This window comes from Vibrio mediterranei (assembly GCF_900088415.1).
GTDB classification, from domain to species: Bacteria; Pseudomonadota; Gammaproteobacteria; order Enterobacterales; family Vibrionaceae; genus Vibrio; species Vibrio mediterranei.
Window position 1 is genome coordinate 99,828 of record NZ_FLLQ01000010.1, and the last position, 24,715, is coordinate 124,542.

General features: G+C 44.8%; 20 protein-coding genes. 17 read left to right on the forward strand and 3 right to left on the reverse strand.

Going from position 1 to position 24,715, the window contains the following annotated elements; translation table 11 throughout:
* Positions 1–10: 10 nt before the first annotated feature.
* Positions 11–1,597 (forward strand): AbgT family transporter, encoded by a 1,587-nt coding sequence (locus tag VME0621_RS22345; RefSeq protein ID WP_006072482.1) that lies wholly within the window; start codon positions 11–13, stop codon positions 1,595–1,597.
* Between the two features lie 47 nt (positions 1,598–1,644).
* Here the strand turns inward: VME0621_RS22345 and VME0621_RS22350 are convergent, their stop codons facing one another.
* The 3 genes from VME0621_RS22350 to map all read right to left on the reverse strand — a co-directional run bounded on the left by VME0621_RS22350 (position 1,645) and on the right by map (position 5,822).
* The gene (locus VME0621_RS22350; protein WP_006072480.1) at positions 1,645–2,028 is read right to left on the reverse strand and encodes a DUF3461 family protein; all 384 of its coding nucleotides are present in this window, start codon (positions 2,026–2,028) and stop codon (positions 1,645–1,647) included.
* Between the two features lie 180 nt (positions 2,029–2,208).
* Complete coding sequence (glnD, locus tag VME0621_RS22355; RefSeq protein WP_062460747.1) at positions 2,209–4,833, reverse strand: bifunctional uridylyltransferase/uridylyl-removing protein GlnD; 2,625 nt, start codon at positions 4,831–4,833, stop codon at positions 2,209–2,211.
* Positions 4,834–4,943: 110 nt separating this feature from the next.
* Complete coding sequence (gene map / locus VME0621_RS22360) at positions 4,944–5,822, reverse strand: type I methionyl aminopeptidase (protein ID WP_062460750.1); 879 nt, start codon at positions 5,820–5,822, stop codon at positions 4,944–4,946.
* A gap of 370 nt (positions 5,823–6,192) precedes the next feature.
* On the opposite strand from map, the gene rpsB reads away from it, so the two are divergent.
* From rpsB to dnaE, 16 genes are all read left to right on the forward strand, one after another.
* Positions 6,193–6,924 carry a 30S ribosomal protein S2 gene (gene rpsB / locus VME0621_RS22365; RefSeq protein ID WP_006072474.1) on the forward strand — a complete coding sequence of 244 codons (732 nt, stop codon included), beginning with the start codon at positions 6,193–6,195 and terminating at the stop codon, positions 6,922–6,924.
* A gap of 129 nt (positions 6,925–7,053) precedes the next feature.
* On the forward strand, positions 7,054–7,896 hold the full coding sequence (gene tsf / locus VME0621_RS22370) for a translation elongation factor Ts (RefSeq protein ID WP_038227908.1): 843 nt from the start codon (positions 7,054–7,056) through the stop codon (positions 7,894–7,896).
* Between the two features lie 150 nt (positions 7,897–8,046).
* Positions 8,047–8,778 carry a UMP kinase gene (pyrH, locus tag VME0621_RS22375; RefSeq protein ID WP_038227906.1) on the forward strand — a complete coding sequence of 244 codons (732 nt, stop codon included), beginning with the start codon at positions 8,047–8,049 and terminating at the stop codon, positions 8,776–8,778.
* An 83-nt stretch (positions 8,779–8,861) separates the two neighbouring features.
* On the forward strand, positions 8,862–9,419 hold the full coding sequence (gene frr, locus VME0621_RS22380; RefSeq protein WP_062460754.1) for a ribosome recycling factor: 558 nt from the start codon (positions 8,862–8,864) through the stop codon (positions 9,417–9,419).
* 95 nt (positions 9,420–9,514) lie between these two features.
* Positions 9,515–10,270 (forward strand): undecaprenyl pyrophosphate synthase, encoded by a 756-nt coding sequence (gene uppS / locus VME0621_RS22385; RefSeq protein ID WP_038227905.1) that lies wholly within the window; start codon positions 9,515–9,517, stop codon positions 10,268–10,270.
* Between the two features lie 12 nt (positions 10,271–10,282).
* Positions 10,283–11,125, forward strand: a complete 843-nt coding sequence (locus tag VME0621_RS22390) for a phosphatidate cytidylyltransferase (RefSeq protein WP_038227903.1) — start codon at positions 10,283–10,285, stop codon at positions 11,123–11,125.
* A gap of 59 nt (positions 11,126–11,184) precedes the next feature.
* On the forward strand, positions 11,185–12,384 hold the full coding sequence (gene ispC, locus VME0621_RS22395; RefSeq protein WP_062460756.1) for a 1-deoxy-D-xylulose-5-phosphate reductoisomerase: 1,200 nt from the start codon (positions 11,185–11,187) through the stop codon (positions 12,382–12,384).
* 16 nt (positions 12,385–12,400) lie between these two features.
* Positions 12,401–13,759: a sigma E protease regulator RseP gene (gene rseP, locus VME0621_RS22400; protein WP_062460758.1), complete on the forward strand. Its 1,359-nt coding sequence runs from the start codon at positions 12,401–12,403 to the stop codon at positions 13,757–13,759.
* Between the two features lie 47 nt (positions 13,760–13,806).
* The gene (gene bamA, locus VME0621_RS22405) at positions 13,807–16,245 is read left to right on the forward strand and encodes an outer membrane protein assembly factor BamA (protein WP_038227898.1); all 2,439 of its coding nucleotides are present in this window, start codon (positions 13,807–13,809) and stop codon (positions 16,243–16,245) included.
* A 50-nt stretch (positions 16,246–16,295) separates the two neighbouring features.
* On the forward strand, positions 16,296–16,805 hold the full coding sequence (locus VME0621_RS22410; protein ID WP_038223300.1) for an OmpH family outer membrane protein: 510 nt from the start codon (positions 16,296–16,298) through the stop codon (positions 16,803–16,805).
* 21 nt (positions 16,806–16,826) lie between these two features.
* Entirely contained in the window at positions 16,827–17,858 is a 1,032-nt protein-coding gene (lpxD, locus tag VME0621_RS22415) for a UDP-3-O-(3-hydroxymyristoyl)glucosamine N-acyltransferase (RefSeq protein ID WP_006075358.1), read from the forward strand.
* Positions 17,859–17,972: 114 nt separating this feature from the next.
* Positions 17,973–18,467, forward strand: coding sequence for a 3-hydroxyacyl-ACP dehydratase FabZ (gene fabZ, locus VME0621_RS22420; RefSeq protein ID WP_370736793.1), 495 nt, complete (start codon positions 17,973–17,975; stop codon positions 18,465–18,467).
* A 1-nt stretch (position 18,468) separates the two neighbouring features.
* Positions 18,469–19,257, forward strand: coding sequence for an acyl-ACP--UDP-N-acetylglucosamine O-acyltransferase (gene lpxA / locus VME0621_RS22425; protein ID WP_038227893.1), 789 nt, complete (start codon positions 18,469–18,471; stop codon positions 19,255–19,257).
* Between the two features lie 95 nt (positions 19,258–19,352).
* Complete coding sequence (gene lpxB / locus VME0621_RS22430) at positions 19,353–20,495, forward strand: lipid-A-disaccharide synthase (protein ID WP_062460760.1); 1,143 nt, start codon at positions 19,353–19,355, stop codon at positions 20,493–20,495.
* Positions 20,492–21,118 (forward strand): ribonuclease HII, encoded by a 627-nt coding sequence (gene rnhB, locus VME0621_RS22435; RefSeq protein WP_062460763.1) that lies wholly within the window; start codon positions 20,492–20,494, stop codon positions 21,116–21,118. Before lpxB ends, rnhB begins: the two co-directional genes overlap by 4 nt.
* An 88-nt stretch (positions 21,119–21,206) precedes the next feature.
* Complete coding sequence (gene dnaE, locus VME0621_RS22440) at positions 21,207–24,686, forward strand: DNA polymerase III subunit alpha (protein WP_062460766.1); 3,480 nt, start codon at positions 21,207–21,209, stop codon at positions 24,684–24,686.
* Positions 24,687–24,715 lie beyond the last annotated feature (29 nt).

Genomic DNA, 24,715 nt, shown 5'->3' on the forward strand with positions numbered 1-24,715 from the left:
GAGGGGACAGATGAGTTCATCTGCCACAATGAAACACAACAAGCCAAAAAAGCCTCTATTTACCCGTTTTCTTGACGCGGTAGAGTACTTGGGGAATCTATTACCCCACCCAATCACACTGTTTGCTATTTTCTGTGTTGCTATCTTAGTTATGTCAGGCATTGCCGGCTACTTTGACGTAGCGGTTGCCGATCCGCGCCCTGAAGGCGCTGCTGGTCGTGCAGCAGACGGTATGATTAAAGTAGTGAGCTTATTGAACGCAGAAGGCTTACAGCTAATCGTGACAAACTTAGTGAAAAACTTCACAGGTTTTGCGCCATTAGGAACCGTTCTTGTCGCTATGCTGGGTGTGGCAATTGCTGAACACTCTGGCATGCTATCTGCCGCAATGCGTGGTCTTGTTATGGGTGCGTCTCAGCGCATGGTAACAGTAACCGTTGTATTTGCAGGTATTATTTCTAACACTGCTTCAGAGCTTGGTTACGTCGTACTTATTCCATTGGCAGCGATGCTGTTCCACTCTCTAGGACGTCACCCTCTAGCAGGTCTTGCAGCAGCGTTTGCTGGTGTATCTGGTGGTTATTCAGCAAACCTATTAATTGGTACTGTGGACCCACTACTATCAGGTATTACTGAAACTGCCGCTCAAATGATCGATCCAAACTATACCGTTGGCCCTGAGGTTAACTGGTACTTTATGTTTGTGTCGACCTTCTTCATTGCGATTACAGGTGCCTTTGTTACCGAAAAAATCGTTGAGCCTAAACTGGGTAAATACAATGAAGAAGAAGCAGCAGAAGATCTTTCTAATGACAGCATGGGTTCACTGACTGCAGTAGAAAAGAAAGGCCTGAAAATGGCAGGTATTGCAGTACTGGTTGTAAGTGCAATCATTGCATCAACTGTTGTTCCTGAAAATGGCGTGCTTCGTACTGCTGATGGTCAGGTTGCAGGTTCTCCGTTCTTGAAGAGTATCGTAGCATTCATCTTTGTCTTCTTCGCGATTCCGGGCTTTGTCTACGGTAAAGTGACTGGCTCTATGAAGAATGACCGTGACGTGATCGATGCGATGTCGAAGTCTATGTCTTCGATGGGTATGTACATTGTATTGGTGTTCTTTGCTGCGCAATTTGTTGCTTTCTTTAAGTGGACAAACTTTGGTCAGGTATTTGCTGTAGCGGGTGCTGACTTCCTACAGACTATCGGTCTAACAGGTCCTGCTCTGTTTTTTGCATTTATCCTAATGTGTGGCTTTATCAACCTAATGATTGGTTCAGCGTCTGCACAGTGGGCAGTAACAGCACCTATCTTTGTTCCAATGCTTATGTTGGTTGGTTATGCTCCTGAAACCATTCAGGCGGCATACCGTATTGGTGATTCAACTACCAACATCATCACACCTATGATGAGCTACTTTGGACTGATTCTGGCAGTGGCAACACGCTATATGAAGAATCTAGGTATTGGTACGCTAATCGCAACTATGTTGCCGTACTCTATCTGTTTCTTGGTAGGTTGGAGTTTACTGTTCTACATTTGGGTATTCTTACTAGGTCTACCAGTAGGTCCAGGCGCAGCAACGTTCTATACGCCTTAATAGATACGCCTATAAAAAATGCTCCCTTAGGGGAGCATTTTTTTTGATTACTTTAACTTTTCTAAATCCGCTTCAATCTCGGCAATTTTGCTAGAAACGACTTTTTCTAAGTGGCGAAGATCGGTGAGGATTTTCTGCTTAACATCGACTTCGGCGACTTCTACAGGTTTGGTTAGTTTATTTAATTCATCAATAACCAGCGTGAGATTGCGGTTAATTTCGGTGACTTCTTTGTAATTGCCACTGCTGCTATTAACGCGAACATTCTTTACTTGTCTTGGATACTTAAACTTAACGCTTTTGGCGAAGAGCTCGCCCTTTTGCTTATGAAAGTATATCTTCAACACATCCTTGTGCGCTTCTTGTCGTAGTGAGTAACGCTCAATTTGTTTAGGATCGTGAATGCCTAAACCTGTGAGGTTTGGATACATAAGTTACCTCTTATTGCAGTGTGTTTCTCTACAACTGTAGCAGGCAATTAATGTGGTAGATAGCTGATAATTAGACAAATAAGAGAGAAATGTGGACGAGATCGCTTAAATGATGCGCAATTTTAATTTAGGTGACTGGCCACGACGGTATGGCCAGTCATTATTACTGATAACTATTTATTAACTAGCAATTTGTTCTGAAATTGTGTCATGCAGTTTTTGTTTTAGCTGGCTCTGTTCCTCTTCAGACAGTCTGCCACCCGTTGCGCTTGTTAAGATAAATAAGTCTTCTGCACGTTCGCCAATTGTAGTGATTTTCGCCGCATGTAGATTAACGCCAAGCTGGGCAAACGTCGCTCCCACTTTTGCTAGTAAGCCTGGGGCATCTAAAGCGACCAGTTCCATCAGCGTGCGCTTTTTCCCCTTAGTGGGTAAAAAGTCGACCTGAGTTTTTACATTGAAATGCTTTAGGTTTCTTGGTGCGCGACGCGTTTTCACGCGGGTAGGGCGTCCATCCTCCAAGACATGAACCAAATGTTTGATCACCGCAGAGTGTCGCTCTACATCAATGGCATTACCATGTTGATCAAGCACCATAAAGGTATCAAGGACGAAACCATCCTTACTGGTCATGATCTGCGCGTCATGCACGTTAAAATTACGGCGATCGAGTTCTGCAACCACTGTGGCAAACAATGCAGGCTGATCTTGGCAATATACAAAGACTTCAGTGCCGCCACGTGTCGCATTCTTACTCATCAGCACTAGTGGCTTAGTAGGATCATCGGCATTAAGGATGTGTTCACTGTGCCAGGCAATCTGCTTGTGAGTGTGTCTTAGGAAATAGTCAGCCTTGAATCGTTGCCAAAGTACTTCGATCTCTCGAGCGTTAAAGCCTTGCTTACGTAGAAGCGCTGAAGAGAGTTGTTGATTGTGTCGAATACGGTCACGAACATCGACGGGATTCTCTAGGCCTCTTCTGAGTGCTCGCTGTGTGGAGTAGAAGAGCTCAGCTAGCAAGGTTCGCTTCCAACTGTTCCATAGTTCTGGGTTCGTGGCACAGATATCGGCAACAGTGAGGCAGACTAGATACTCAAGGTATTCTTCATCGCGAACTTTTTTAGCAAATTCGATAATCACATCTGGGTCGTAAATATCACGACGTTGAGCGGTAACCGACATTAATAGGTGATTTTGAACTAACCAAGAGACCAGTTTGGCTTCCGGTTTAGACAAGCCGTGTTCCATACAGAAATCATACGCTTCGACAGCGCCGATCTCTGAGTGATCGCCCCCTCGACCTTTACCGATGTCATGAAAAATGGCAGCGAGGATAAGCAGTTCTTTTTTCTGCATACGAGGATAGACCTCGCAGCAAATGGGGTGCTTGGAGTAGTTTTCCTCGATGCTAAAGGTGTGGATATGATTCAGCAGGCGGACACTGTGTTCGTCAACGGTGTAGACATGAAACAGGTCAAATTGCATTTGTCCGACGATCTGACTCCACTGGGGCAGGTAGGCCGATAAAACCCCTAGCTTGTGCATCAAGCGAAACGCTCGGTGCAGCGCGTTCGGGTGGCGAACCAGATCCATAAACTTCTCTCTTGCTGCCGGAATGGTGTGCAAAAACTTGTTTAATCGACGTCGAGCAGTACGTAATTGACGCAATGTTGCTGGGCTGACGCCTTCAATACTCGAGTCATTAGCGATATGAATAAACATATCTAAGATGGTTTCTGGCCTAGCTTGAAACAGCGCAGGCTTTCTTGCTTCTATGAGTTTGCCCCTGCGCTGGAAATCATCGTTAATGACGATAGCGTCTTGAATCTTACCTTTATTGACGATGGCTTGATCAAACAGTTTCAACAACATCTTATTCAGTTCAGCGACACGTCGTAGTGTTCGATAGAACTCTTTCATCATCATCTCGACCGCTACGTTGCCTTCACCAACAAAGCCTAAGTTCTCGGCCACTTGAGCTTGATGAGCGAAGGTTAGCCGGTTGTCGTAGCGTCGTAGTTCGATGTGTAGTGCAAAGCGCACGCGCCAGAGAAAGTTCTGGCACTCGACGAGTTCTCGGTATTCTGCATCGGTGAGGAAACCAAATCGGCTCATCTCGTACAAGGAAGTAGCCCCAAAGTGGCTGCGCGCTACCCAACTTAGAGTATGGATATCACGCAATCCGCCCGGGGTGGATTTAATATCGGGTTCTAGATTGTAGGTGGTGTCGTGGTACTTGGCGTGACGAGTGCGTTGTTCTTCGATTTTTGCGTGATAAAAGGTTTCTGAGGGCCAAAATTCTTCGGAATCTATCTGGCTCTTAAGTAAGGAAAAGGTGTCTTCGCTGCCACATAGCAAACGCGCCTCTTGAAGATTCGTCGCAACGGTTAAGTCCGACTGGCCGATTTCAAGGCATTCTTGAACGGTTCTTACCGCGTGGCCGACTTCTAATCTCAGATCCCAAAGTAGGGTAATGAATTCACTGATGGTGCTTTCAAGGTTCGCTGGAAGCTTTTTGCGCGAGACCACCAGAATATCGATATCCGATAGCGGGTGCAGCTCGCCGCGACCATATCCACCTACAGCCACTAACGCTAGGCTGGTTTGGTTAGCTAGACCAGTGAACTGCCATAACCGGTTAAGTAGCTGGTCAATGTAATCTGAACGACCTAGGACCAAATCGGTAATAGGGTGGTGATTTAAGAACTCTTGTTTCTGATGTTCAGAAAAGGTTTCTAATTGTGACTTTAACTCGCTGATCGTGAGTTGTTCGTCGCTTAGTGTGGTTGGGCTCTGAAAAGTCATGAGTGCGATCCGTGCAAGCAAAAAAGTTTCTAACTACGGTTATACCAAAATGATTCAGATAAAAAAATATCCCCAGTGTTTGGGGATATTGTTGAATCGAAGCGAAATGGCTAGATATTGTTCATGTGACGAGGAATAGATTCGTCGCTACGTAAGGTCAATACTTCGCAACCTGTTTTGGTTACCACAATCGTATGTTCCCATTGCGCGGAGTTTTTGCCGTCGCCAGTGTAGACTGTCCAGTCGTCTTCTGCGTCAATGCTGCAGCCAAACTTACCAGCATTGATCATTGGTTCAATAGTGAACACCATACCTTCTTTTAGTACACGGCGATCGTTGTTTTTGTAGTGAACTACTTGTGGCTCCTCATGGAACTCAGAACCGATACCGTGGCCACAAAAATCCTTCACGATAGAGAACTTATTACGTGGGTTATTCTTGTTATTCGTTTTAATGAATTTTTCAATCTCAGTACCGATAGCACCAACTGTGGAGCCTGGTTTTACGGTCTTCATGCCCAGATACAGTGCTTCTTGAGCAACCATACATAGGCGCTTATCAGCAGGTGAAACATCACCGACTAAAAACATTTTTGATGTATCGCCGTGATAACCTTCTGGACGAGTGTCTAGTGAGGCATTTTCATCGTTAGGAATAATAACTGTCACGTCCACGTTGACGATATCGCCATTTTTTAGAACAGCCGGTTTTAGTTTACCTGTAGTACCCATTGCGTCTTGTTCTGCTGGGATACCGTGACAAACAATGTGGTTGATCGATGTGCAGATTGATTTTGGATAACCGTGATAATCAAGTGGGGCCGAGTAAGCGCCACGCTCACGAGTGTAATCCGCACAAATTCTATCGAGCTCTTCCGTCGTTACCCCTTCTTTCACGTGAGGTTCGATCATTTCTAAAAGCTCTGCTGCAAGCTTACCTGCGATACGCATTCTTTCGATTTCAGCTTCAGTTTTGATTTTGATAGACATCTGTGTTCTCTGCTTTCTAAATTGACGGGTTATTCTATCAGTGGCGAGATTAAGCGCAACAAGAATAAAACTCGTTTGTAGTTATGTACGTGATTCATTTTAGTTGGGTTTAGTTAAAAACTCACTGCTGTGATGATTGTACTTTGTACATTTATTGCGATTTTTGTAGAAATCAGTGGCCAAATTATGGTATAAAGCGCGCCGGAAACAGGACTTAGTTTCTTCGAATCGGCGAGCTCGGTTTTGTTCCCATTAACTTTAATTTAAATCACACACATTTCGTCACATGTTCCGGGGTGCTTGAGTAATCATTCATACCAAGTCGGATTCATGGGAAATGTGGAGGCCTAACCCCATAGAGGAATTTAAAATGGCAACTGTATCAATGCGCGATATGCTAAAAGCTGGTGTTCACTTCGGTCACCAGACTCGTTACTGGAACCCAAAAATGAAGCCATTCATCTTTGGTGCTCGTAACCGCGTACATATCATCAACCTAGAAAAAACTGTACCAATGTTCAACGATGCACTAGCTGAGCTAGCTAAAATCGGTGAGAAGAAAGGTAAAGTTCTTTTCGTTGGTACTAAGCGCGCTGCATCTGAAGCTGTTAAAGAAGCTGCAATCAACGCTGACCAGTTCTACGTGAACAACCGTTGGTTGGGCGGTATGCTAACGAACTACAAAACTGTTCGTCAGTCTATCAAGCGTCTAAAAGATTTCGAAGCACAAGCTCAAGACGGTACTTTCGAGAAACTAACTAAGAAAGAAGCTCTAATGCGCACTCGCGAAATGGAGAAGCTAGAGAAGTCTCTTGGTGGTATCAAGAACATGGGCGGCCTACCAGACGCTCTATTCGTAATCGACGCTGATCACGAGCACATCGCTGTTAAAGAAGCAAACAACCTAGGTATCCCAGTATTTGCTGTTGTTGATACTAACTCTAACCCAGACGGCGTTGACTACGTTATCCCAGGTAACGACGACGCAATCCGTGCAGTACAGCTTTACCTAAACGCTGCTGCAGACGCGGTTAAAGAAGGTCGCAACAAAGACGTTGCAGCTGTAGCTGACAAAGACGGTTTCGTAGAAGAAGCTGAATAATAGCGGCTCGAAGTCACACTTAGTTTCGAAGACATCTAGTCTTCATATAAACTGAGTTATAGTTAGCATCAGGGGCCGAATGAGAGCCCCTGATTTTTACCCTAATCAGAATCAACTGAGGAATAGAGAATGGCTGTTACTGCTGCTCTAGTTAAAGAACTGCGCGACCGCACTGGCGCAGGCATGATGGAATGTAAGAAAGCGCTTGTTGAAACTAACGGCGACATCGAACTAGCAATCGAAAACATGCGTAAGTCTGGCGCTGCTAAAGCTGCTAAAAAAGCAGGTAACATCGCTGCTGAAGGCGCGATCATCATTAAAGAAGAGAACGGCGTTGCTGCTCTTCTTGAAGTTAACTGCCAAACTGACTTCGTTGCTAAAGATGCAAACTTCACAGCATTTGCTGAGAAAGTAGCTGACGAAGCTCTAGCAACTAAAGCAACTGCTGAAGAGCTAGTAGCTAAGTTCGAAGACGAGCGTGTTACTCTTGTTGCTAAGATCGGTGAAAACATCAACATCCGTCGCGTACAGTACGTTGAAGGCGCTGCTATCGCTACTTACCGTCACGGTGAGAAGATCGGTGTTGTTGTTGCTGGTGAAGGCGACGCAGAAACTCTTAAGCACGTTGCTATGCACGTTGCTGCTTCTCGTCCAGAGTTCGTTAACCCAGAAGACGTACCTGCAGACGTAGTAGAAAAAGAGAAAGCTGTTCAAGTTGAAATCGCTATGAACGAAGGCAAGCCTGCTGAGATCGCTGAGAAGATGGTTGTTGGCCGCATGAAGAAATTCACTGGCGAAATCTCTCTAACTGGTCAAGCGTTCGTAATGGAGCCAAAGAAAACTGTTGGCGAAATCCTTAAAGAGCGTGGCGCATCAGTAGCTACTTTTGTACGTCTAGAAGTTGGTGAAGGCATCGACAAGGGCGAGCAAATGAGCTTCGCTGACGAAGTAGCAGCAGCTCAGAAAGGTTAATCCTTGATGATTTGTTGATGAAAAGACCGTGGCCTTGGCTACGGTCTTTTTACGACTAGGCTATCTGTCATTTTTTAGCCGTTATGAGTTGAGTCTATACTAGTCTCAAGCCATGACCGTTAATCGATAACTCTTTGGAAGGTATACTTCATGACAACGAACCCTAAACCAGCTTATCAACGTATTCTGTTAAAACTTAGTGGTGAAGCGCTACAAGGCGAGGAAGGCTTTGGTATCGATCCAAAAATCCTTGACCGTATGGCACAAGAGGTTAAAGAACTGGTTGAACTGGGTGTTCAAGTTGGTGTAGTCATTGGTGGTGGTAACTTGTTCCGTGGTGCAGGCCTTGCTGAAGCAGGTATGAACCGTGTAGTTGGTGATCACATGGGTATGCTAGCAACGGTTATGAATGGCCTAGCTATGCGTGATGCTCTTCACCGCGCGTATGTGAATGCACGTGTTATGTCTGCTATCCCTCTTAAAGGTGTTTGCGACGATTACAACTGGGCTGATGCTATTCGTGAATTACGTCAAGGCCGCGTGGTAATTTTCTCAGCAGGTACTGGTAACCCATTCTTCACAACGGATTCTGCTGCATGTCTTCGTGGTATCGAAATCGAAGCTGATGTTGTGCTTAAAGCAACAAAAGTAGATGGTGTTTTCACGGCTGATCCAGTGGCTAACCCTGATGCAGTTTTATGTGATAAGCTTTCTTACAGTGCAGTTCTAGAGAAAGAGCTGAAAGTAATGGACTTGGCGGCATTCACATTGGCTCGTGACCATAAGATGCCAATCCGCGTATTCAACATGAATAAGCCAGGTGCATTGCGTCGTGTTGTGATGGGTGAAGCAGAAGGCACACTTATCAGCGACGCAGAATAAGAGTACACTCTTAACCAGAATTATCGAAGGACATAGCCTGAAAGCAGACCGGCTTTCAGGTTACTATTATTTAAGGTGATATTGTGATTAACGAAATCCAACAAGACGCTCAAGAGCGCATGGCAAAAAGTGTTGAAGCACTTAAGAATAACCTAACTAAAATTCGCACAGGTCGTGCACACCCAAGCCTTCTTCAAGGTATCTCTGTTGAATATTACGGTGCGCCAACACCTCTAAACCAAGTAGCAAACGTCATTGCTGAAGACGCGCGTACACTTGCTATTACAGTATTCGATAAAGAGCTTGCGCCTAAAGTTGAAAAAGCGATTCTGACTTCTGACCTTGGTTTAAACCCAATGTCTGCGGGTACGGTTATCCGCGTGCCACTTCCACCGCTAACAGAAGAGCGTCGTAAAGACCTAGTGAAGATCGTTCGTGGTGAAGCTGAAGGCGGCCGCGTTGCAATCCGTAATATTCGTCGTGACGCTAACGGTGACTTGAAAGCGCTACTGAAAGATAAAGAAATTTCTGAAGATGAAGATCGTAAAGCACAAGATGAGATTCAAAAGCTTACCGATACAGCAGTGAAAAATGTTGATGAACTTCTTGCAGCAAAAGAAAAAGAGTTGATGGAAGTCTAATATTTCACCAATCAGTTCTAGTTTGAACGCTGTGCTGACAGCACAGCGTTTTTTTATGCTACTCTGTCCGACCCGAATTATAACTATACTCTTTTATGCAAAACTCACACATCTTCAATGATTCCCTTCCAAAACATATTGCTATCATCATGGATGGTAATGGACGTTGGGCAAAATCTAAGGGAAAACCACGCGTTTTCGGGCATAAAAAAGGGGTTTCTGCGGTACGTAAGACCATTTCTGCCGCTGCAAAACTGAATATTCAAGCAGTGACACTGTTTGCCTTCAGTAGTGAGAATTGGCGTAGACCTGAAGATGAAGTCGGTCTGCTGATGGAGCTGTTTATTACGGTTCTGTCGAGTGAAATCAAAAAGCTTCATAAAAATAACTTACGTCTTCGCATCATCGGCGACAAATCACGCTTTAATGACAGATTACAAAGAAAAATCGCTGAAGCGGAGAAATTGACAGAAAACAACACTGGTACTGTTATCAACGTCGCAGCAAACTACGGCGGTAAGTGGGATATTTTACAAGCAACCAAAAGGTTAGCTGGACTTGTAGAACAAGGAGAGCTCTCTGCGGATGACATTACTGAAGATATGATTGGTCGTTGTGTCACTATGTCCGATCTCCCAGATGTCGACCTTTTGATTCGTACTAGTGGTGAATGTCGCATTAGCAACTTTATGCTTTGGCAAATGGCGTATGCCGAAATGTACTTCACGGAAGAGTACTGGCCAGAATTTGACGAGGACAGCCTCATTCAGGCAATCACTTGGTTTGTGAATCGCGAAAGGCGCTTCGGTTGTACCGGAGAACAAGTCAAAGCGTTAATGGAAGCCAATTAAGGACGATTTAATTTGAAACAACGAATTATTACCGCCCTAATACTAGCTCCGCTGGTGGTTTGGGGTATTTTTTCACTGCCATTAACGTGGTTTATAGGTTTTGTTGCGGCAGTCACGCTTGTTGGCGCATGGGAATGGACTCAATTTACTCTTACCCGTTCTCGGCTACTCGCTTTAATTCCTTCTGGCCTTGCAGTTGGACTCTCTTTATTTATTGTCCCGTCTGACATTGTCTCTTTGAACCAGGTAGATTCATTACACCTTTTATTGCTAGGTATTGGTTTTGGCTGGTGGCTTATCGCCAGTGGTTTAGCGATGTCCTATCCTAAGTCTGCTGGACTATGGGAGCACTCTAATGTACTCCGACATCTATTTGGTCTGCTAACCTTGCTGCCATTTTTGTGGAGCATTGTTATCCTGAGAGGACAGCATTACTACCTAGACCCTTATTACGGCTCAAAACTGGTTCTGTTTGTCTGTTTGATCGTTTGGGCTGCCGATAGCGGCGCTTACTTTGCTGGAAAAAGTTTAGGTAAACGTAAGATGGCGCCTCATGTAAGCCCTAATAAGACGATTGAAGGTTTGATTGGCGGCATTGCTGCAGCTTTGGTTGTCGCATGGGGAAGCTCATTACTCTTTGATATTCAGTTTACGAGCTATGTCAGTATGACTATCATTACTCTTGCCACAGTTGTTATTTCAGTGCTTGGCGACTTAGTGGAAAGTATGTTTAAACGAGTGTCGAAGATAAAAGACAGTAGTAACATTATTCCGGGTCATGGTGGTGTCCTCGATCGTGTGGACAGTCTAACCGCAGCGTTTCCTGTATTTGCTCTTCTTTATCTCATTTTCTAATCTTCCCAACCAGAGAATAAGTTCTTATTCTCTGGTTGCTTATAAGCGGTTGTAATAGCATGCAAAATCTAACCATTCTAGGCGCTACTGGTTCTATTGGAGCAAGCACTCTAAAAGTCGTTTCAGAAAACCCTTCATCTTTCGCCATCTATGCTCTTGTTGGTGGTAAAAACGTAGCCAAGATGGCTGAGCTTTGCTCCATTTGGAAACCCAAGTTTGCGGTCTTAAATGAGGAGGCAGATGCATCAGAGCTAAAGCGACTGCTTCCTCGTGATACGATAACCGAAGTACTGTTTGGTCAACAAGCGATGTGCATGGTATCGGAATCCAGTGATGTCGATGTTGTAATGGCTGCTATCGTCGGTGCAGCGGGCTTGTTACCTACGCTTGCCGCTGTGAAAGCGGGCAAACGCGTCCTGTTAGCTAATAAAGAAGCGCTGGTCATGTCTGGTAAGCTATTTATGGACGCCGTGTATGAATCTGGCGCTCAGTTGCTGCCTGTTGATAGTGAACATAACGCCATATTCCAATGTTTACCTGCAAATATTCAAACCAATCTTGGGAACTGCCAGTTAGCTGAAGCGGGTATCAATCATATCCTTTTAACCGGTTCGGGTGGTCCTTTTAGATATACAGACGTTTCAACGCTTTCTTCAGTAACACCTGCGCAGGCAATCGCTCATCCAAATTGGTCAATGGGGCCAAAAATTTCTGTTGATTCAGCAACAATGATGAATAAGGGTTTGGAATTTATTGAGGCTCGCTGGCTATTCAATACCAATCGAGAGCAGCTAAAAGTAGTCATTCATCCTCAGTCGGTGATTCACTCTATGGTGCAATACAATGATGGTTCGGTCATAGCACAGATGGGACAGCCAGATATGGCAACGCCGATTGCTTATTCGATGTCTTATCCCGAGCGAATCCCTTCCGGAGTAGCTCCTCTTGATTTTACGACAATCGGTGAACTGAGTTTTATGGCTCCAGACTATGCCAAGTATCCTTGCTTAGCGTTAGCAATGGATGCCTGTTTTGAAGGACAACATGCAACGACGGCTATCAATGCCGCGAATGAAATTGCGGTTGAAGCCTTCTTGTCGGAAAAAATCCGTTTTACTGATATTAGCGTGGTAAATGAGCGCGTTATGTCGAAAGTCTGTTCAGCAAATGAATTTATACAATTAGATAACTTGGAAACTATTCTTGAGCTAGATAGAATGGCTCGAAACTATGCACGAGAAATCGTGCGTTCGATTTAGTGAGAGAACTTTTGATATGACGGACATCCTTTGGAACTTCGCGTCCTTTATTGTTGCGCTAGGGATTCTAGTCGCCGTACATGAATACGGTCATTTTTGGGTAGCGCGAAAGTGTGGTGTGTATGTCGAAAAGTTCTCGATTGGTTTCGGTAAATCGATTTGGTCGAAAATCGGTAAAGATGGAACTGAATATAGTATCTCTGTCATTCCTTTAGGCGGCTATGTCAAGATGCTCGATAGTCGAGTCGATGAAGTCTCTGAAGCCGATCACAAGTATGCCTTTGATAAAAAGCCTCTCTGGAAAAGAACCGCTATTGTAGGTGCAGGGCCAGCTTTTAACTTCTTTTTTGCGGTATTTGCTTACTGGCTGGTGTTTTTGATTGGTGTGCCTGCGGTTAAGCCTGTTATTGGCGAAGTTACCCCACACTCGATTGCTGCCCAAGCTGGACTGACTTCCGGGATGGAGTTCAAATCCATTGATGGTACGCCAACGTTGGACTGGGAATCGGTTAATTTGGGGCTAGTGTCGCATATTGGCGATAATCAAATGACGGTCACAGTTTCATCAGATAGCCAAATAGGAACGGACAAAAAATTAACAATTGATTTGTCGGGCTGGAACTTTAATCCAGAAACAGAGTCTGCTATGGGGACGCTTGGTTTTAAACCGTATACCCCAGAGATTAAAACAACGCTGACAAATGTAAGTGAAGACGGAGCCGGTTCGGCGGCTGGCCTTCAGGTTGGTGATACTATTATCTCGGCGGGAGAGCAAGACATCTCTCAATGGCAACAAGTTGTGGATGTGATTCAAGCGAACCCAAATAGTCCAGTGACTATACAAGTGCTGAGAGATGGTGAGCGATTAACAACAACATTGACTCCTGGGGCACGTGAGCTAAGAGATGGCACGGTTATTGGCTTTGCGGGTATCGCTCCAGAGATTGGCGAGTGGCCTGCGAGTTATCGCTTTGACCTTCAATACGGGCCGGTTGAAGCGGTAGGTAAAGCTATCGCGAAAACGGGACAAATTATCGAGCTTACGATTTCTATGCTGAAAAAGCTGATCGTAGGTGATGTTGGCCTAAACAACCTAAGCGGACCTATTTCGATTGCGAAAGGGGCAGGTACAACCGCAGATTATGGACTGGTCTATTTCTTAGGCTTCTTGGCGCTGATTAGTGTCAACTTGGGTATTATCAACTTAGTACCATTGCCAATGCTTGATGGAGGACATTTGTTGTTCTTTGCAATAGAAGCAGTAATTAGAAGACCTGTACCAGAAAAAGTACAAGAAATGGGGTATCGAGTGGGAGGGGCTATTATCTTCTCATTGATGCTGATAGCAATTTTTAATGATTTTACACGCCTTTGATATCAGAATTTAGGCAGCGGTATTAGCAAGGATTAATTAGAGCAGGTATGGCGATTAAGCATATTCTATTCGCATCTCTACTAGCGACCAGTGTGTCGGCGAATGGGGCTGAGGATTTTGTTGTACAGGACATTCGAATCGAAGGTTTGCAAAGGGTAGCACTAGGTGCCGCTCTTTTGAAAATGCCTGTACGTATTGGTGATTCGGTAGACAGTAAAGATATCTCAGAGATCATTAATGCCCTCTATCAATCGGGTAACTTTGAGGATATTAAGGTACTTCGTGACAAAGACGCACTGGTGATACGTGTCAAAGAGCGCCCAACTATAGCGAGCATCTCTTTCTCAGGTAACAGCGCGATAAAGGAAGAGCAACTACAGCAAAACCTTGATGCGTCAGGTGTTATTGTCGGTGAAGCACTAGACCGCACAACGTTAAGTAATATCGAAAAAGGTCTAGAAGATTTCTATTACAGTGTCGGTAAATATAACGCGAAGGTTCAAGCGGTGGTTACACCGTTGCCACGTAATCGTGCTGACTTGAAGTTTGTATTCTCTGAAGGTGTTTCGGCAAAGATCAAACAGATTAACTTCATTGGTAATACTGTCTTTAGCGATCAGGAATTACTATCACGTTTTAACCTGAATGTAGATGTAGCATGGTGGAATTTCCTTGCGGATGATAAATACCAAAAGCAAGTTCTCGCAGGCGATATTGAAGCCCTCAAGTCGTTCTACCTCGATCGAGGCTACTTAAAGTTTAAAGTCGATACGACTCAAGTATCGATTTCTCCTGACAAGAAAGGCGTTTACATCACACTAGGTATTGATGAGGGCGAACCTTATCAAGTAAAAGATGTGAAGTTCCGTGGTCAGCTAATTGGTAAACAAGCTGAGTTCGAAAGTATGGTTCCATTTAAGGATGGTGATACTTATAACGGCTCTAGTGTTACTGCATTAGAAGAGAACATTAAGCGCGTCTTGGGTGAAGCTGGCTATGCTTACCCGCAAGTACGCACCATTCCAGAGTTTGATGATGAGAATAACCAAGTTTCTTTGGTCATTAATGTTGAAGCTGGAAACCGTATTTATGTTCGCGATATTCGATTCACAGGTAACAACTCCACCAAAGATGAAGTGTTACGTCGTGAAATGCGTCAGATGGAATCGAGCTGGTTGAACTCGAAGTCTATTGAAACCGGTAAAAACCGTCTGAACCGATTAGGTTTCTTTGAAACGGTTGATGTTCAAACAGTACGTGTTCCTGGCACTGATGATCAAGTAGACTTGGTATACGATGTCAAAGAGGCAAACTCAGGAAGCATTAACTTTGGTGTCGGTTATGGTACTGAATCAGGTATTAGCTTCCAGGTTGGTCTTCAGCAAGATAACTTTGCAGGTTCTGGGGACCGAGTTGGTATCAGTGCGATGACCAACAAGTATCAGAAAAACGTAACGTTGGATTATCGCGACCCATACTGGAACCTAGATGGTGTCAGCCTTGGTGGTCAGATTTTCTACAATGAGTTTGAAGCATCGAAAGCTGGTATCGTTGATTATACCGATCAAAGTTATGGTGGTACGTTGACTTGGGGTTTCCCGGTCGATGAACTTAACTACCTAGAGTTTGGTGGTGGTTATACACATAGCCGATTAGGTAATATCAAAGAGTACGTTCAAATTGAGAAGTTCCTGCAAGCTCAAGAGAAGAACCGTGATTCAGAAGGTAACTTGATTACGGATGATTTCCACTTAACGGCAGCATGGACTCGAAATAATTTAAACCGTGGACGTTTCCCGACCGCAGGTAACCATCAAAAACTCTATGGTAAAGTGACGGTTCCTGGATCGGATGTTCAATACTTCAAGACTCAATATGACATAAGACAGTATTTTCCTATTACTGAAAGTCACAATTTTACGTTATTGTTGAAAGGTCGCTTAGGTTACGGTAACGGTTATGGTCAAACCAATGGTAATGATAACTTGCTGCCGTTTTACGAGAACTTCTATGTGGGTGGTTTCTCCACACTTCGAGGTTTCCGTCAGAACTCGGTAGGCCCTAAAGCAGTCTATAACGATCCAAATGGTGGTGGTTGCGGTAATGTAGGTGGGAATAACCCGTGTTACTCCGCGACTGACCAGTCAGTGGGTGGTAACGCAGTAGCGCTTGCTAGTGTTGAGTTGATTGTCCCGACGCCATTTGCCTCGGATGAGTTCCGCAATCAAATTCGTACTAGCTTGTTTATGGATGCAGCAAGCCTTTGGGACACAGAGTTTACTTATGTTTCACCAGACCCTAACATGCCTGGAAGCCAGTATTATTACGATTACTCGGATCCGTCGAATTACCGAGCGTCGGTAGGTGTAGCAGTACAGTGGATGTCTCCAATGGGACCTCTGGTATTCTCACTCGCAACGCCAGTTAAGAAGTTTGAAGGCGATAAAACCGAAGCCTTTACCTTCACAATTGGTAATACTTTCTAACTATATATTTTGTAACGAAAATAGTTTCTATACGAACAGAGGAATCGACCTTGAAAAAATTAATGAAAGCGGCTGGACTTGGCCTAGTTATCCTTACGTCTTCACTGTTTGCAAACGCAGCAGAAGCGGCGCAGAAAATTGGCTATGTGAATACGCTTCAAGTTTTCCAAGCACTTCCACAGCGTGAAGCAACACTGCAAAAATTACAGAATGAGTTCAAAGACAAAGCTGCCGAGCTTCAAGCGATTCAAGCGGATGCAGCTAAGAAGATGGAAAAACTTCAACGTGATGGTGAGCTACTAGGTAAAGATGAAATCGAGAAACTACGTATCGAGATTGGTCAGCTAGATAGCAAATATAAGATCAAAGGCCAAGCTCTAGAAAAAGAGAGCCAGCGTCGTGAAGCGGAAGAAAAGCAGAAGCTGTTTAAGACCATCCAAGAAGCAGTTGAAAAAGTAGCGAAAAAAGAAGGCTACGACATGATCATCGATATTCAGGCGGTTGGTTATGCAAAAGAAGAGTTCAACATCTCGAAGAAAGTTATCGACTCACTTAAGTAACAGTATTGCAGTAGGTTAGACATGACAGCATTGACGTTAGCACAATTAGCGGAGATTACTGGTGGGGAAATCCATGGTAATGAGAGCACGCTAATTAGTGCGGTAGCGCCTATGAACAGCGCAGGTGAGGGACAAATTACTTTCCTCACTAATGTAAAATACGCAAAGCATCTTGGTGAATGCCAAGCATCGGCAATCATGGTGAAAGCCAGTGAGTTAGAGCATTGCAAAACCAATGCTCTAGTGGTTGCTGATCCTTATGTGGCCTATGCTAAAGTCGCCCAAGCGTTAGATACTACTCCAGCTCCTGCTGCATCTGGTATTGCGCCAAGTGCAGTGGTCTCTTCAGAGGCCTGCTTGGGTGAGAATGTATCCGTAGGCGCCAATGCTGTGATTGAAGCCGGAGCAGAACTTGGCGACAACGTAATTGTCGGCGCGGGTTGCTTTATTGGAAAGGGTGCTAAGCTAGGTCGCAATACTAAGCTTTGGGCTAATGTATCGATTTATCATGATGTAGTGCTTGGTGACGATTGTTTAGTGCAGTCAAGTACTGTCATTGGTTCTGATGGTTTTGGCTACGCTAATGAAAAAGGCGAGTGGGTCAAAATTCCTCAAGTCGGTACCGTGCGAATTGGAAACCGTGTAGAAATTGGTGCTTGTACCACTATCGACCGTGGTGCGCTGGACGACACCATCATCGAAGACAATGTAATCATTGATAACCAGATGCAAATTGCTCATAACGTGCACATCGGATATGGCACAGCAATGGCTGGTGGTACTATTGTTGCTGGTAGCACCAAAATCGGTAAATACTGCCAAATTGGCGGTGCGAGTGTTCTCAATGGACATATCGAAATTGCTGATGGTGTTATTGTCACAGGTATGGGAATGGTCATGCGTAGCTTGCCAGAAAAAGGCATCTACTCATCAGGTATTCCACTACAGACCAACAAAGAGTGGCGCAAAACGGCTACTCGAGTCCATCGTATTGATGAGATGAACAAGCGCCTCAAAGCAGTTGAGAAACTGCTAGAGCAAACAGAAGACTAACTTCTGTGGCTTAAAAATGAAGGCTCGCTTAGGCGAGTCTTTTTATGTGTGTCAGATAACGCTAGGTTGAGCAATGCTCCCCCGAACTGACACTAAGTGGCATTTGGGTATATAATGCCTCTAGTTAGAAAAAGAATTGATAATAGGATTTTTACTTTGAGCACTGATACAAAAACAATGACAATCACTGAGATCCAGGAACTGCTTCCTCATCGCTATCCGTTTCTGTTGATCGATCGCGTTACCGATTATCAAGAAGAAAAGTATCTAACCGCTATTAAAAATGTGTCTGTGAATGAACCACAATTTACAGGGCACTTTCCGCAGTTACCTGTATTTCCTGGTGTGTTGATTTTAGAAGCTATGGCTCAAGCAACGGGTCTACTAGCATTTAAATCGTTTGGTGCGCCAAAAGGCAATGAGCTGTACTACTTTGCGAGTGTCGATAAAGCGAAGTTCCGCAAGCCAGTTGTACCAGGTGACCAATTAATTATTGAGGTAGAATTCATCAAGGAACGTCGCGGTATCGCTGCCTTTAACGGCGTGGCAAAGGTTGATGGAGAGGTTGTTTGTTCTGCTGAGCTAAAGTGTGCTCGTCGAGAGTTTTAATATGATTCATGAAACCGCTAAGATTCACCCTAGTGCCGTTATAGAAGGGAACGTCACTATTGGTGCAAATACCACAGTAGGTCCTTTTACCTATATCTCAGGTGATATCACAATTGGTGAGAACAATGAGATTATGTCGCATGTTGTTATTAAGGGTCATACGACAATAGGTAACGACAACCGAGTATTCCCTCAAGCGATCATTGGTGAAGAGAACCAAGATAAGAAATACGGTGGTGAAGATACGCGAGTTGTGGTTGGCGACCGAAATGTCATCCGCGAGAGCGTACAAATTCATCGTGGTACTGTTCAAGATAAGACCCAAACAGTGGTCGGTAATGACAACCTTCTTTGTGTGAATGCTCATATTGCGCATGATGTGATTGTGGGCAACCACACACACATTGGTAACAACGCTATTCTCGGTGGTCATGTAACGGTTGGTGATCATGCTGGGGTTATGGCGTTGTCGGCGATCCACCCATTCTGCACAGTTGGTGCATACGCTTATGTTGGCGGTTGTTCGGCAGTGGTACAAGATGTGCCACCTTACGTTCTAGCGCAAGGCAATCATGCAACACCGTTTGGTCTTAACTTAGTTGGATTAAAGCGTAACGGTTTCGAGAAGCCAGAGCTGCGTGCTTTGCAAAAAGCGTACAAAGAGATTTACCGTTCAGGCAAGACACTGGCAGAGGTAAAGCCTGTGCTTGAGGAAATGGCGCAAGAGTGGACATCAGTTCAGCGTTTTGTGGATATTTTGGAAAGCTCTGAGCGTGGCATCATCCGCTAACGTTGGTGACGCAAGTAGAAAAAGATCGCTAATCAGTTAGCGGTCTTTTTCTGTTTTATGGTATTCGAGAAATTTGGCGAAAATGAGGACTGGTAATGGAACGACCATTGCGAATTGGTATCGTAGCTGGCGAACTTTCCGGAGATACTCTGGGAGAGGGCTTCATCAAAGCAATAAAGCAACAATATCCAGATGCCGAGTTTGTTGGTATCGGTGGCCCTAAAATGATTGCTCAAGGTTGCGAGTCTCTTTTCGATATGGAAGAGCTTGCGGTCATGGGATTGGTAGAAGTTCTTGGGCGCTTAAGAAGGTTGTTACATGTTAAAGCAGAGTTGGTGAAATACTTTACTCAAAACCCAGTAGATGTGTTTGTCGGTATAGATGCCCCTGACTTCAACCTGCGTCTCGAATTGGACCTTAAACAAGCTGGAACAAAAACGGTACACTATGTCAGTCCTTCTGTTTGGGCGTGGAGACAAAAGCGCATCCATAAGATTGCCGAGGCGACTAACCTCGTACTTGCTTTCTTGCCATTTGAAAAAGCCTTCTATGACAAATTCCAAGTTCCTTGTGAGTTTGTCGGCCATACTTTGGCTGATGCCATCCCTCTAGAATCGGATGCACAACAAGCTCGCGAGCTTTTAGGATTAGCGCCTGATAAAAAGTGGCTAGCGGTCTTGCCTGGTAGTCGTGGCAACGAATTGAAGATGCTTTCACAACCGTTTATTGAAACCTGTGTGAAACTTCATCAAGACAACCCAAACCTCGGTTTTGTGGTAGCAGCGGTCAACGAAAAGCGTAAACAGCAGTTTATTGAAGCTTGGCAGCAAATTGCACCTCAGCTTGAATTTCACATTGTTCAAGATACTGCACGTAACGTTATAACTGCTGCAGATGTAGTATTATTGGCCTCTGGCACCGTAGCTTTAGAGTGCATGCTACTTAAAAGACCAATGGTCGTTGGTTATAAAATGAATGCAATAACCGCATTTCTGGCCAAGCGTTTAGTGAAAACCAAATACGTTTCCTTACCGAATATTCTCGCCGATGATGAGATAGTAAAAGAGTTTCTGTTAGAAGCTTGTACGCCGGAAAACTTGTACAATGAGCTCACCAAGCTTCTTAATAGTGACAACAGTGCGGTGATTGCCAAATTCACGGAAATGCACCACTGGATTCGTAAAGATGCCGACAGACAAGCGGCAAATGCAGTGTTAAATCTAATTGGAAAGTTATGACAACGAAGAAAAAAAGTGCTGAGCTTCCCCCCTTTGATTATCCGCAAGGTTACTCACTAGTCGCGGGTGTGGATGAGGTAGGTCGAGGCCCTTTAGTGGGTGATGTCGTCACAGCCGCGGTTATCTTGGATCCCAACAATCCGATTGAAGGATTGAACGACTCAAAGAAACTTTCCGAGAAAAAACGACTCGCCCTTTATCCTGAGATAAAAGAAAAAGCGCTGGCATGGGCAGTTGGGCGTTGTTCTCCAACAGAAATCGATGAGTTAAACATCCTACAAGCGACCATGGTAGCAATGCAGCGTGCGGTCGCTGGACTGCAAGTGCAACCTGATATGGTGCTTATTGATGGCAACCGAACGCCAACGTTATCAATGGATGCTCAAGCGGTTGTTAAGGGAGACTTGCGTGTCGCAGAAATCAGTGCCGCATCGATTATCGCTAAAGTCGTTCGCGACCAAGAGATGGAAGAGCTTGATCAGCAACATCCACAATTTGGTTTTGCTAAACATAAAGGCTATCCAACGAAAGCGCATTTTGAAGCCATTGAACAGCATGGCGTCATTGCAGAGCATCGCAAAAGTTTCAAGCCAGTCAAACGCGCATTAGGTATTGAAGACTAGCACGCATTAGTCGTTTTAAGGATCGTGATACTACGATTCGTTAGAGTATGATTCGCCAAATATTCGTCATGGCAATTTAGGATTTATTATGTCAGACCCCAAGTTTATACACCTTCGAGTTCACAGTGACTTTTCTATGATCGATGGCCTGTCGAAGGTGCCACCATTAGTTAAAAAAGTGGCAGAGATGGGTATGCCTGCAATGGCACTGACTGATTTTACTAACCTATGTGGGTTAGTGAAATTTTATGGTAACGCGCACTCCTCAGGGATTAAACCGCTGATTGGTGCTGACTTTGCCGTTCAGTCTGACGAATTTGGAGATGAGTTAACTCGCATTACAGTATTGGCAGCGGATAATACTGGTTACAACAATCTGACTTTGCTTATCTCAAAAGCATACCTTCGAGGCCATATCCAACATCAACCTGTGATTGATAAGGCGTGGTTAGTCGAGTTATCTGAAGGGCTTATCGTTCTTTCTGGAGCGAAAGAGGGTGACGTAGGTAAAGCGCTATTAAAAGGCAATACAACACTTGCTAAGCAGTGCGCTCAGTTTTATCAGACGCATTTTCCAGATCGCTACTATTTAGAACTGATTCGTACCGGACGACCTGACGAAGAAAGTTACCTGCATTTTGCCGTAGAGTTAGCCGAGGAGCTCGATCTCCCTGTTGTCGCGACCAATGAGGTCGTGTTTGTCGACAAAGAACTATTTGATGCTCATGAAATTCGTGTTGCGATCCATGATGGTTACACACTTGATGACCCTAAACGTCCTAAAAAGTACAGTGCTCAACAATATCTTCGTAGTGAGGAAGACATGTGTGAGCTGTTTGCGGACATCCCAGAAGCACTTCAGAACTCAGTAGAAATTGCTAAGCGCTGTAACGTGACCGTGCGCCTCGGTGAATACTTCTTACCAGCGTTCCCAACTGAAGGTATGAAAGAGACTGATTTCTTGGTGATGAAATCAAGAGAAGGTCTTGAGGAGCGTTTGGAGTTTTTATTCCCAGATGAAGCGGTGCGAGTAGAGCGACGCCCTGAGTATGATGACCGACTACAAATTGAGCTTGATGTTATCAACCAGATGGGATTCCCAGGTTACTTTTTGATCGTTATGGAGTTCATCCAGTGGTCAAAAGATAATGCGATTCCAGTAGGACCTGGACGTGGTTCAGGTGCTGGTTCATTGGTGGCCTATGCTCTTAAAATCACCGACCTTGATCCGCTTGAGTACGATCTTCTTTTCGAGCGATTCTTGAACCCTGAACGTGTCTCCATGCCCGATTTCGATGTCGATTTCTGTATGGATAAACGTGACCAAGTGATTGATCACGTAGCCGAGATGTACGGTCGGGATGCGGTATCGCAGATCATTACCTTCGGTACTATGGCTGCGAAGGCGGTTATTCGTGATGTGGGGCGTGTATTAGGTCACCCGTTTGGCTTTGTTGACCGCATATCAAAACTGATTCCAGCTGACCCTGGCATGACGTTAGAAAAAGCCTTCAAGGCGGAGCCTGCATTGCCACAGCTTTATGATGGCGATGAAGAAGTTCGAGACCTCATCGATATGTGCCGCATATTGGAAGGGTGTACTCGAAATGCCGGTAAACACGCGGGTGGGGTAGTAATTTCACCGACTACGATTACTGATTTTGCACCGATTTATGCCGACTCTGAGGGACATTTCCCTGTTACTCAGTTTGATAAGAACGATGTTGAAACGGCAGGCTTGGTTAAATTCGACTTCTTGGGTCTGAGAACATTAACGATTATCGATTGGGCGCTTGGACTGATTAACCCTCGACTCGAAAGAGAGGGTAAAGACCCAGTTCGAATTGAATCGATCCCACTTGATGACTCGGCTTCATTCCAGCTGTTACAGAATTCTGAAACCACTGCGGTATTCCAGTTGGAATCGCGAGGTATGAAAGAGCTTATCAAGCGTCTACAGCCGGATTGTTTTGAAGATATCATTGCATTGGTGGCGCTATTCCGTCCAGGCCCATTGCAATCAGGCATGGTTGATAACTTCATCGACCGTAAGCACGGGCGAGAGGCGGTCTCCTACCCAGATGAAACGTGGCAACATGAATCTCTAAAAGAGACTCTGGAGCCTACGTACGGCATCATTCTTTATCAAGAACAGGTTATGCAAATTGCACAGATCCTAGCGGGCTATACGCTGGGTGGTGCGGATATGCTGCGTCGTGCAATGGGTAAGAAAAAGCCGGAAGAGATGGCTAAGCAGCGTGCCGTCTTTGAAGAAGGGGCGATAAACAACGGCGTTGATGGCGAACTTGCCATGAAGATCTTTGACCTGGTAGAAAAGTTTGCGGGTTATGGTTTTAACAAATCTCACTCAGCGGCATATGCACTGGTCTCCTATCAAACGCTTTGGCTGAAAACCCATTACCCTGCTGAGTTTATGGCGGCGGTTATGACCGCCGATATGGATAATACAGAGAAAGTTGTTGGTCTCGTAGATGAATGCTTCCGCATGAAGCTCAAAGTGCTACCACCTGATATTAATGCTGGTTTGTTCCGCTTTAATGTTAACGAAGAGGGCGCGATCGTTTATGGTATTGGCGCGATCAAAGGGGTTGGTGAAGGTCCTATTGATGTCATTATCGAGGCTCGTAATAAAGGTGGCCATTTCCGAGATTTATTCGATTTTTGTGCTCGTATTGACATCAAGAAAGTCAACAAGCGAGTAATTGAAAAGCTTATTATGTCGGGTGCGCTTGACCGACTAGGCCCGCATCGAGCGGCGATGATGGCATCACTGAACGATGCGGTTAAAGCGGCGAGCCAACACCATCAGGCTGAAGCCTTTGGTCAGGCTGACATGTTTGGTGTATTGACTGATGCGCCAGAAGATGTGGAGCATAAATATACTCAAGTTCCACCATGGCCAGAAAAGGTATGGTTAGAAGGTGAGAGAGAAACTTTGGGGCTTTATTTGACGGGGCACCCAATAAACGCCTATCTTAAGGAACTTACCAAATACACCAGTTGTCGATTAAAAGACGCAACACCAACAAGACGCGATCAATCGTTGACGGTCGCAGGTTTGGTGATTGCTGCTCGGGTAATGACAACCAAGCGTGGAACACGTATCGGACTGATGACTTTGGATGACCGAAGCGGTCGTATGGAAGTGATGTTGTTCTCAGATGCGCTAGATAAATATGCTGAATTGTTAGAAAAAGATAAAATAGTGGTCGTTTCTGGACAGGTCAGCTTTGATGACTTCAACGGTGGCCTTAAAATGTCTGGCCGCGAAGTTTTAGATTTAGGTAGCGCTCGTGAGAAATTTACACGAGGCGTATCCATTTCGTTGTTAGAGCAACAAATAGATGAGCGTTTTTACCAGCGCTTCACAGAAATATTAACCCCACACAAAGCTGGGACAGTACCTGTTAATATTTACTACCAGCGTGCCGATGCACGCGCAAAACTTACGCTAGGAACAGAATGGCGTGTAACGCCGAATGATGCGTTACTAGAAGAATTACAGCAGTTACTTGGTAAAGACCAGGTTGAACTCGAATTTAACTAATTGAGTCCCACAGCAAAAAGACTTGGGGC

Coding starts and splice junctions, on each gene's coding strand:
- VME0621_RS22345 (WP_006072482.1), top strand. CDS start 11: ATGAGTTCATCTGCCACAATGAAACACAACAAGCCAAAAAAGCCTCTA.
- VME0621_RS22350 (WP_006072480.1), bottom strand. CDS start 2,028: ATGTATCCAAACCTCACAGGTTTAGGCATTCACGATCCTAAACAAATT.
- glnD (WP_062460747.1), bottom strand. CDS start 4,833: ATGACTTTTCAGAGCCCAACCACACTAAGCGACGAACAACTCACGATC.
- map (WP_062460750.1), bottom strand. CDS start 5,822: ATGTCTATCAAAATCAAAACTGAAGCTGAAATCGAAAGAATGCGTATC.
- rpsB (WP_006072474.1), top strand. CDS start 6,193: ATGGCAACTGTATCAATGCGCGATATGCTAAAAGCTGGTGTTCACTTC.
- tsf (WP_038227908.1), top strand. CDS start 7,054: ATGGCTGTTACTGCTGCTCTAGTTAAAGAACTGCGCGACCGCACTGGC.
- pyrH (WP_038227906.1), top strand. CDS start 8,047: ATGACAACGAACCCTAAACCAGCTTATCAACGTATTCTGTTAAAACTT.
- uppS (WP_038227905.1), top strand. CDS start 9,515: ATGCAAAACTCACACATCTTCAATGATTCCCTTCCAAAACATATTGCT.
- ispC (WP_062460756.1), top strand. CDS start 11,185: ATGCAAAATCTAACCATTCTAGGCGCTACTGGTTCTATTGGAGCAAGC.
- rseP (WP_062460758.1), top strand. CDS start 12,401: ATGACGGACATCCTTTGGAACTTCGCGTCCTTTATTGTTGCGCTAGGG.
- bamA (WP_038227898.1), top strand. CDS start 13,807: ATGGCGATTAAGCATATTCTATTCGCATCTCTACTAGCGACCAGTGTG.
- lpxD (WP_006075358.1), top strand. CDS start 16,827: ATGACAGCATTGACGTTAGCACAATTAGCGGAGATTACTGGTGGGGAA.
- fabZ (WP_370736793.1), top strand. CDS start 17,973: ATGCCTCTAGTTAGAAAAAGAATTGATAATAGGATTTTTACTTTGAGC.
- lpxA (WP_038227893.1), top strand. CDS start 18,469: ATGATTCATGAAACCGCTAAGATTCACCCTAGTGCCGTTATAGAAGGG.
- lpxB (WP_062460760.1), top strand. CDS start 19,353: ATGGAACGACCATTGCGAATTGGTATCGTAGCTGGCGAACTTTCCGGA.
- rnhB (WP_062460763.1), top strand. CDS start 20,492: ATGACAACGAAGAAAAAAAGTGCTGAGCTTCCCCCCTTTGATTATCCG.
- dnaE (WP_062460766.1), top strand. CDS start 21,207: ATGTCAGACCCCAAGTTTATACACCTTCGAGTTCACAGTGACTTTTCT.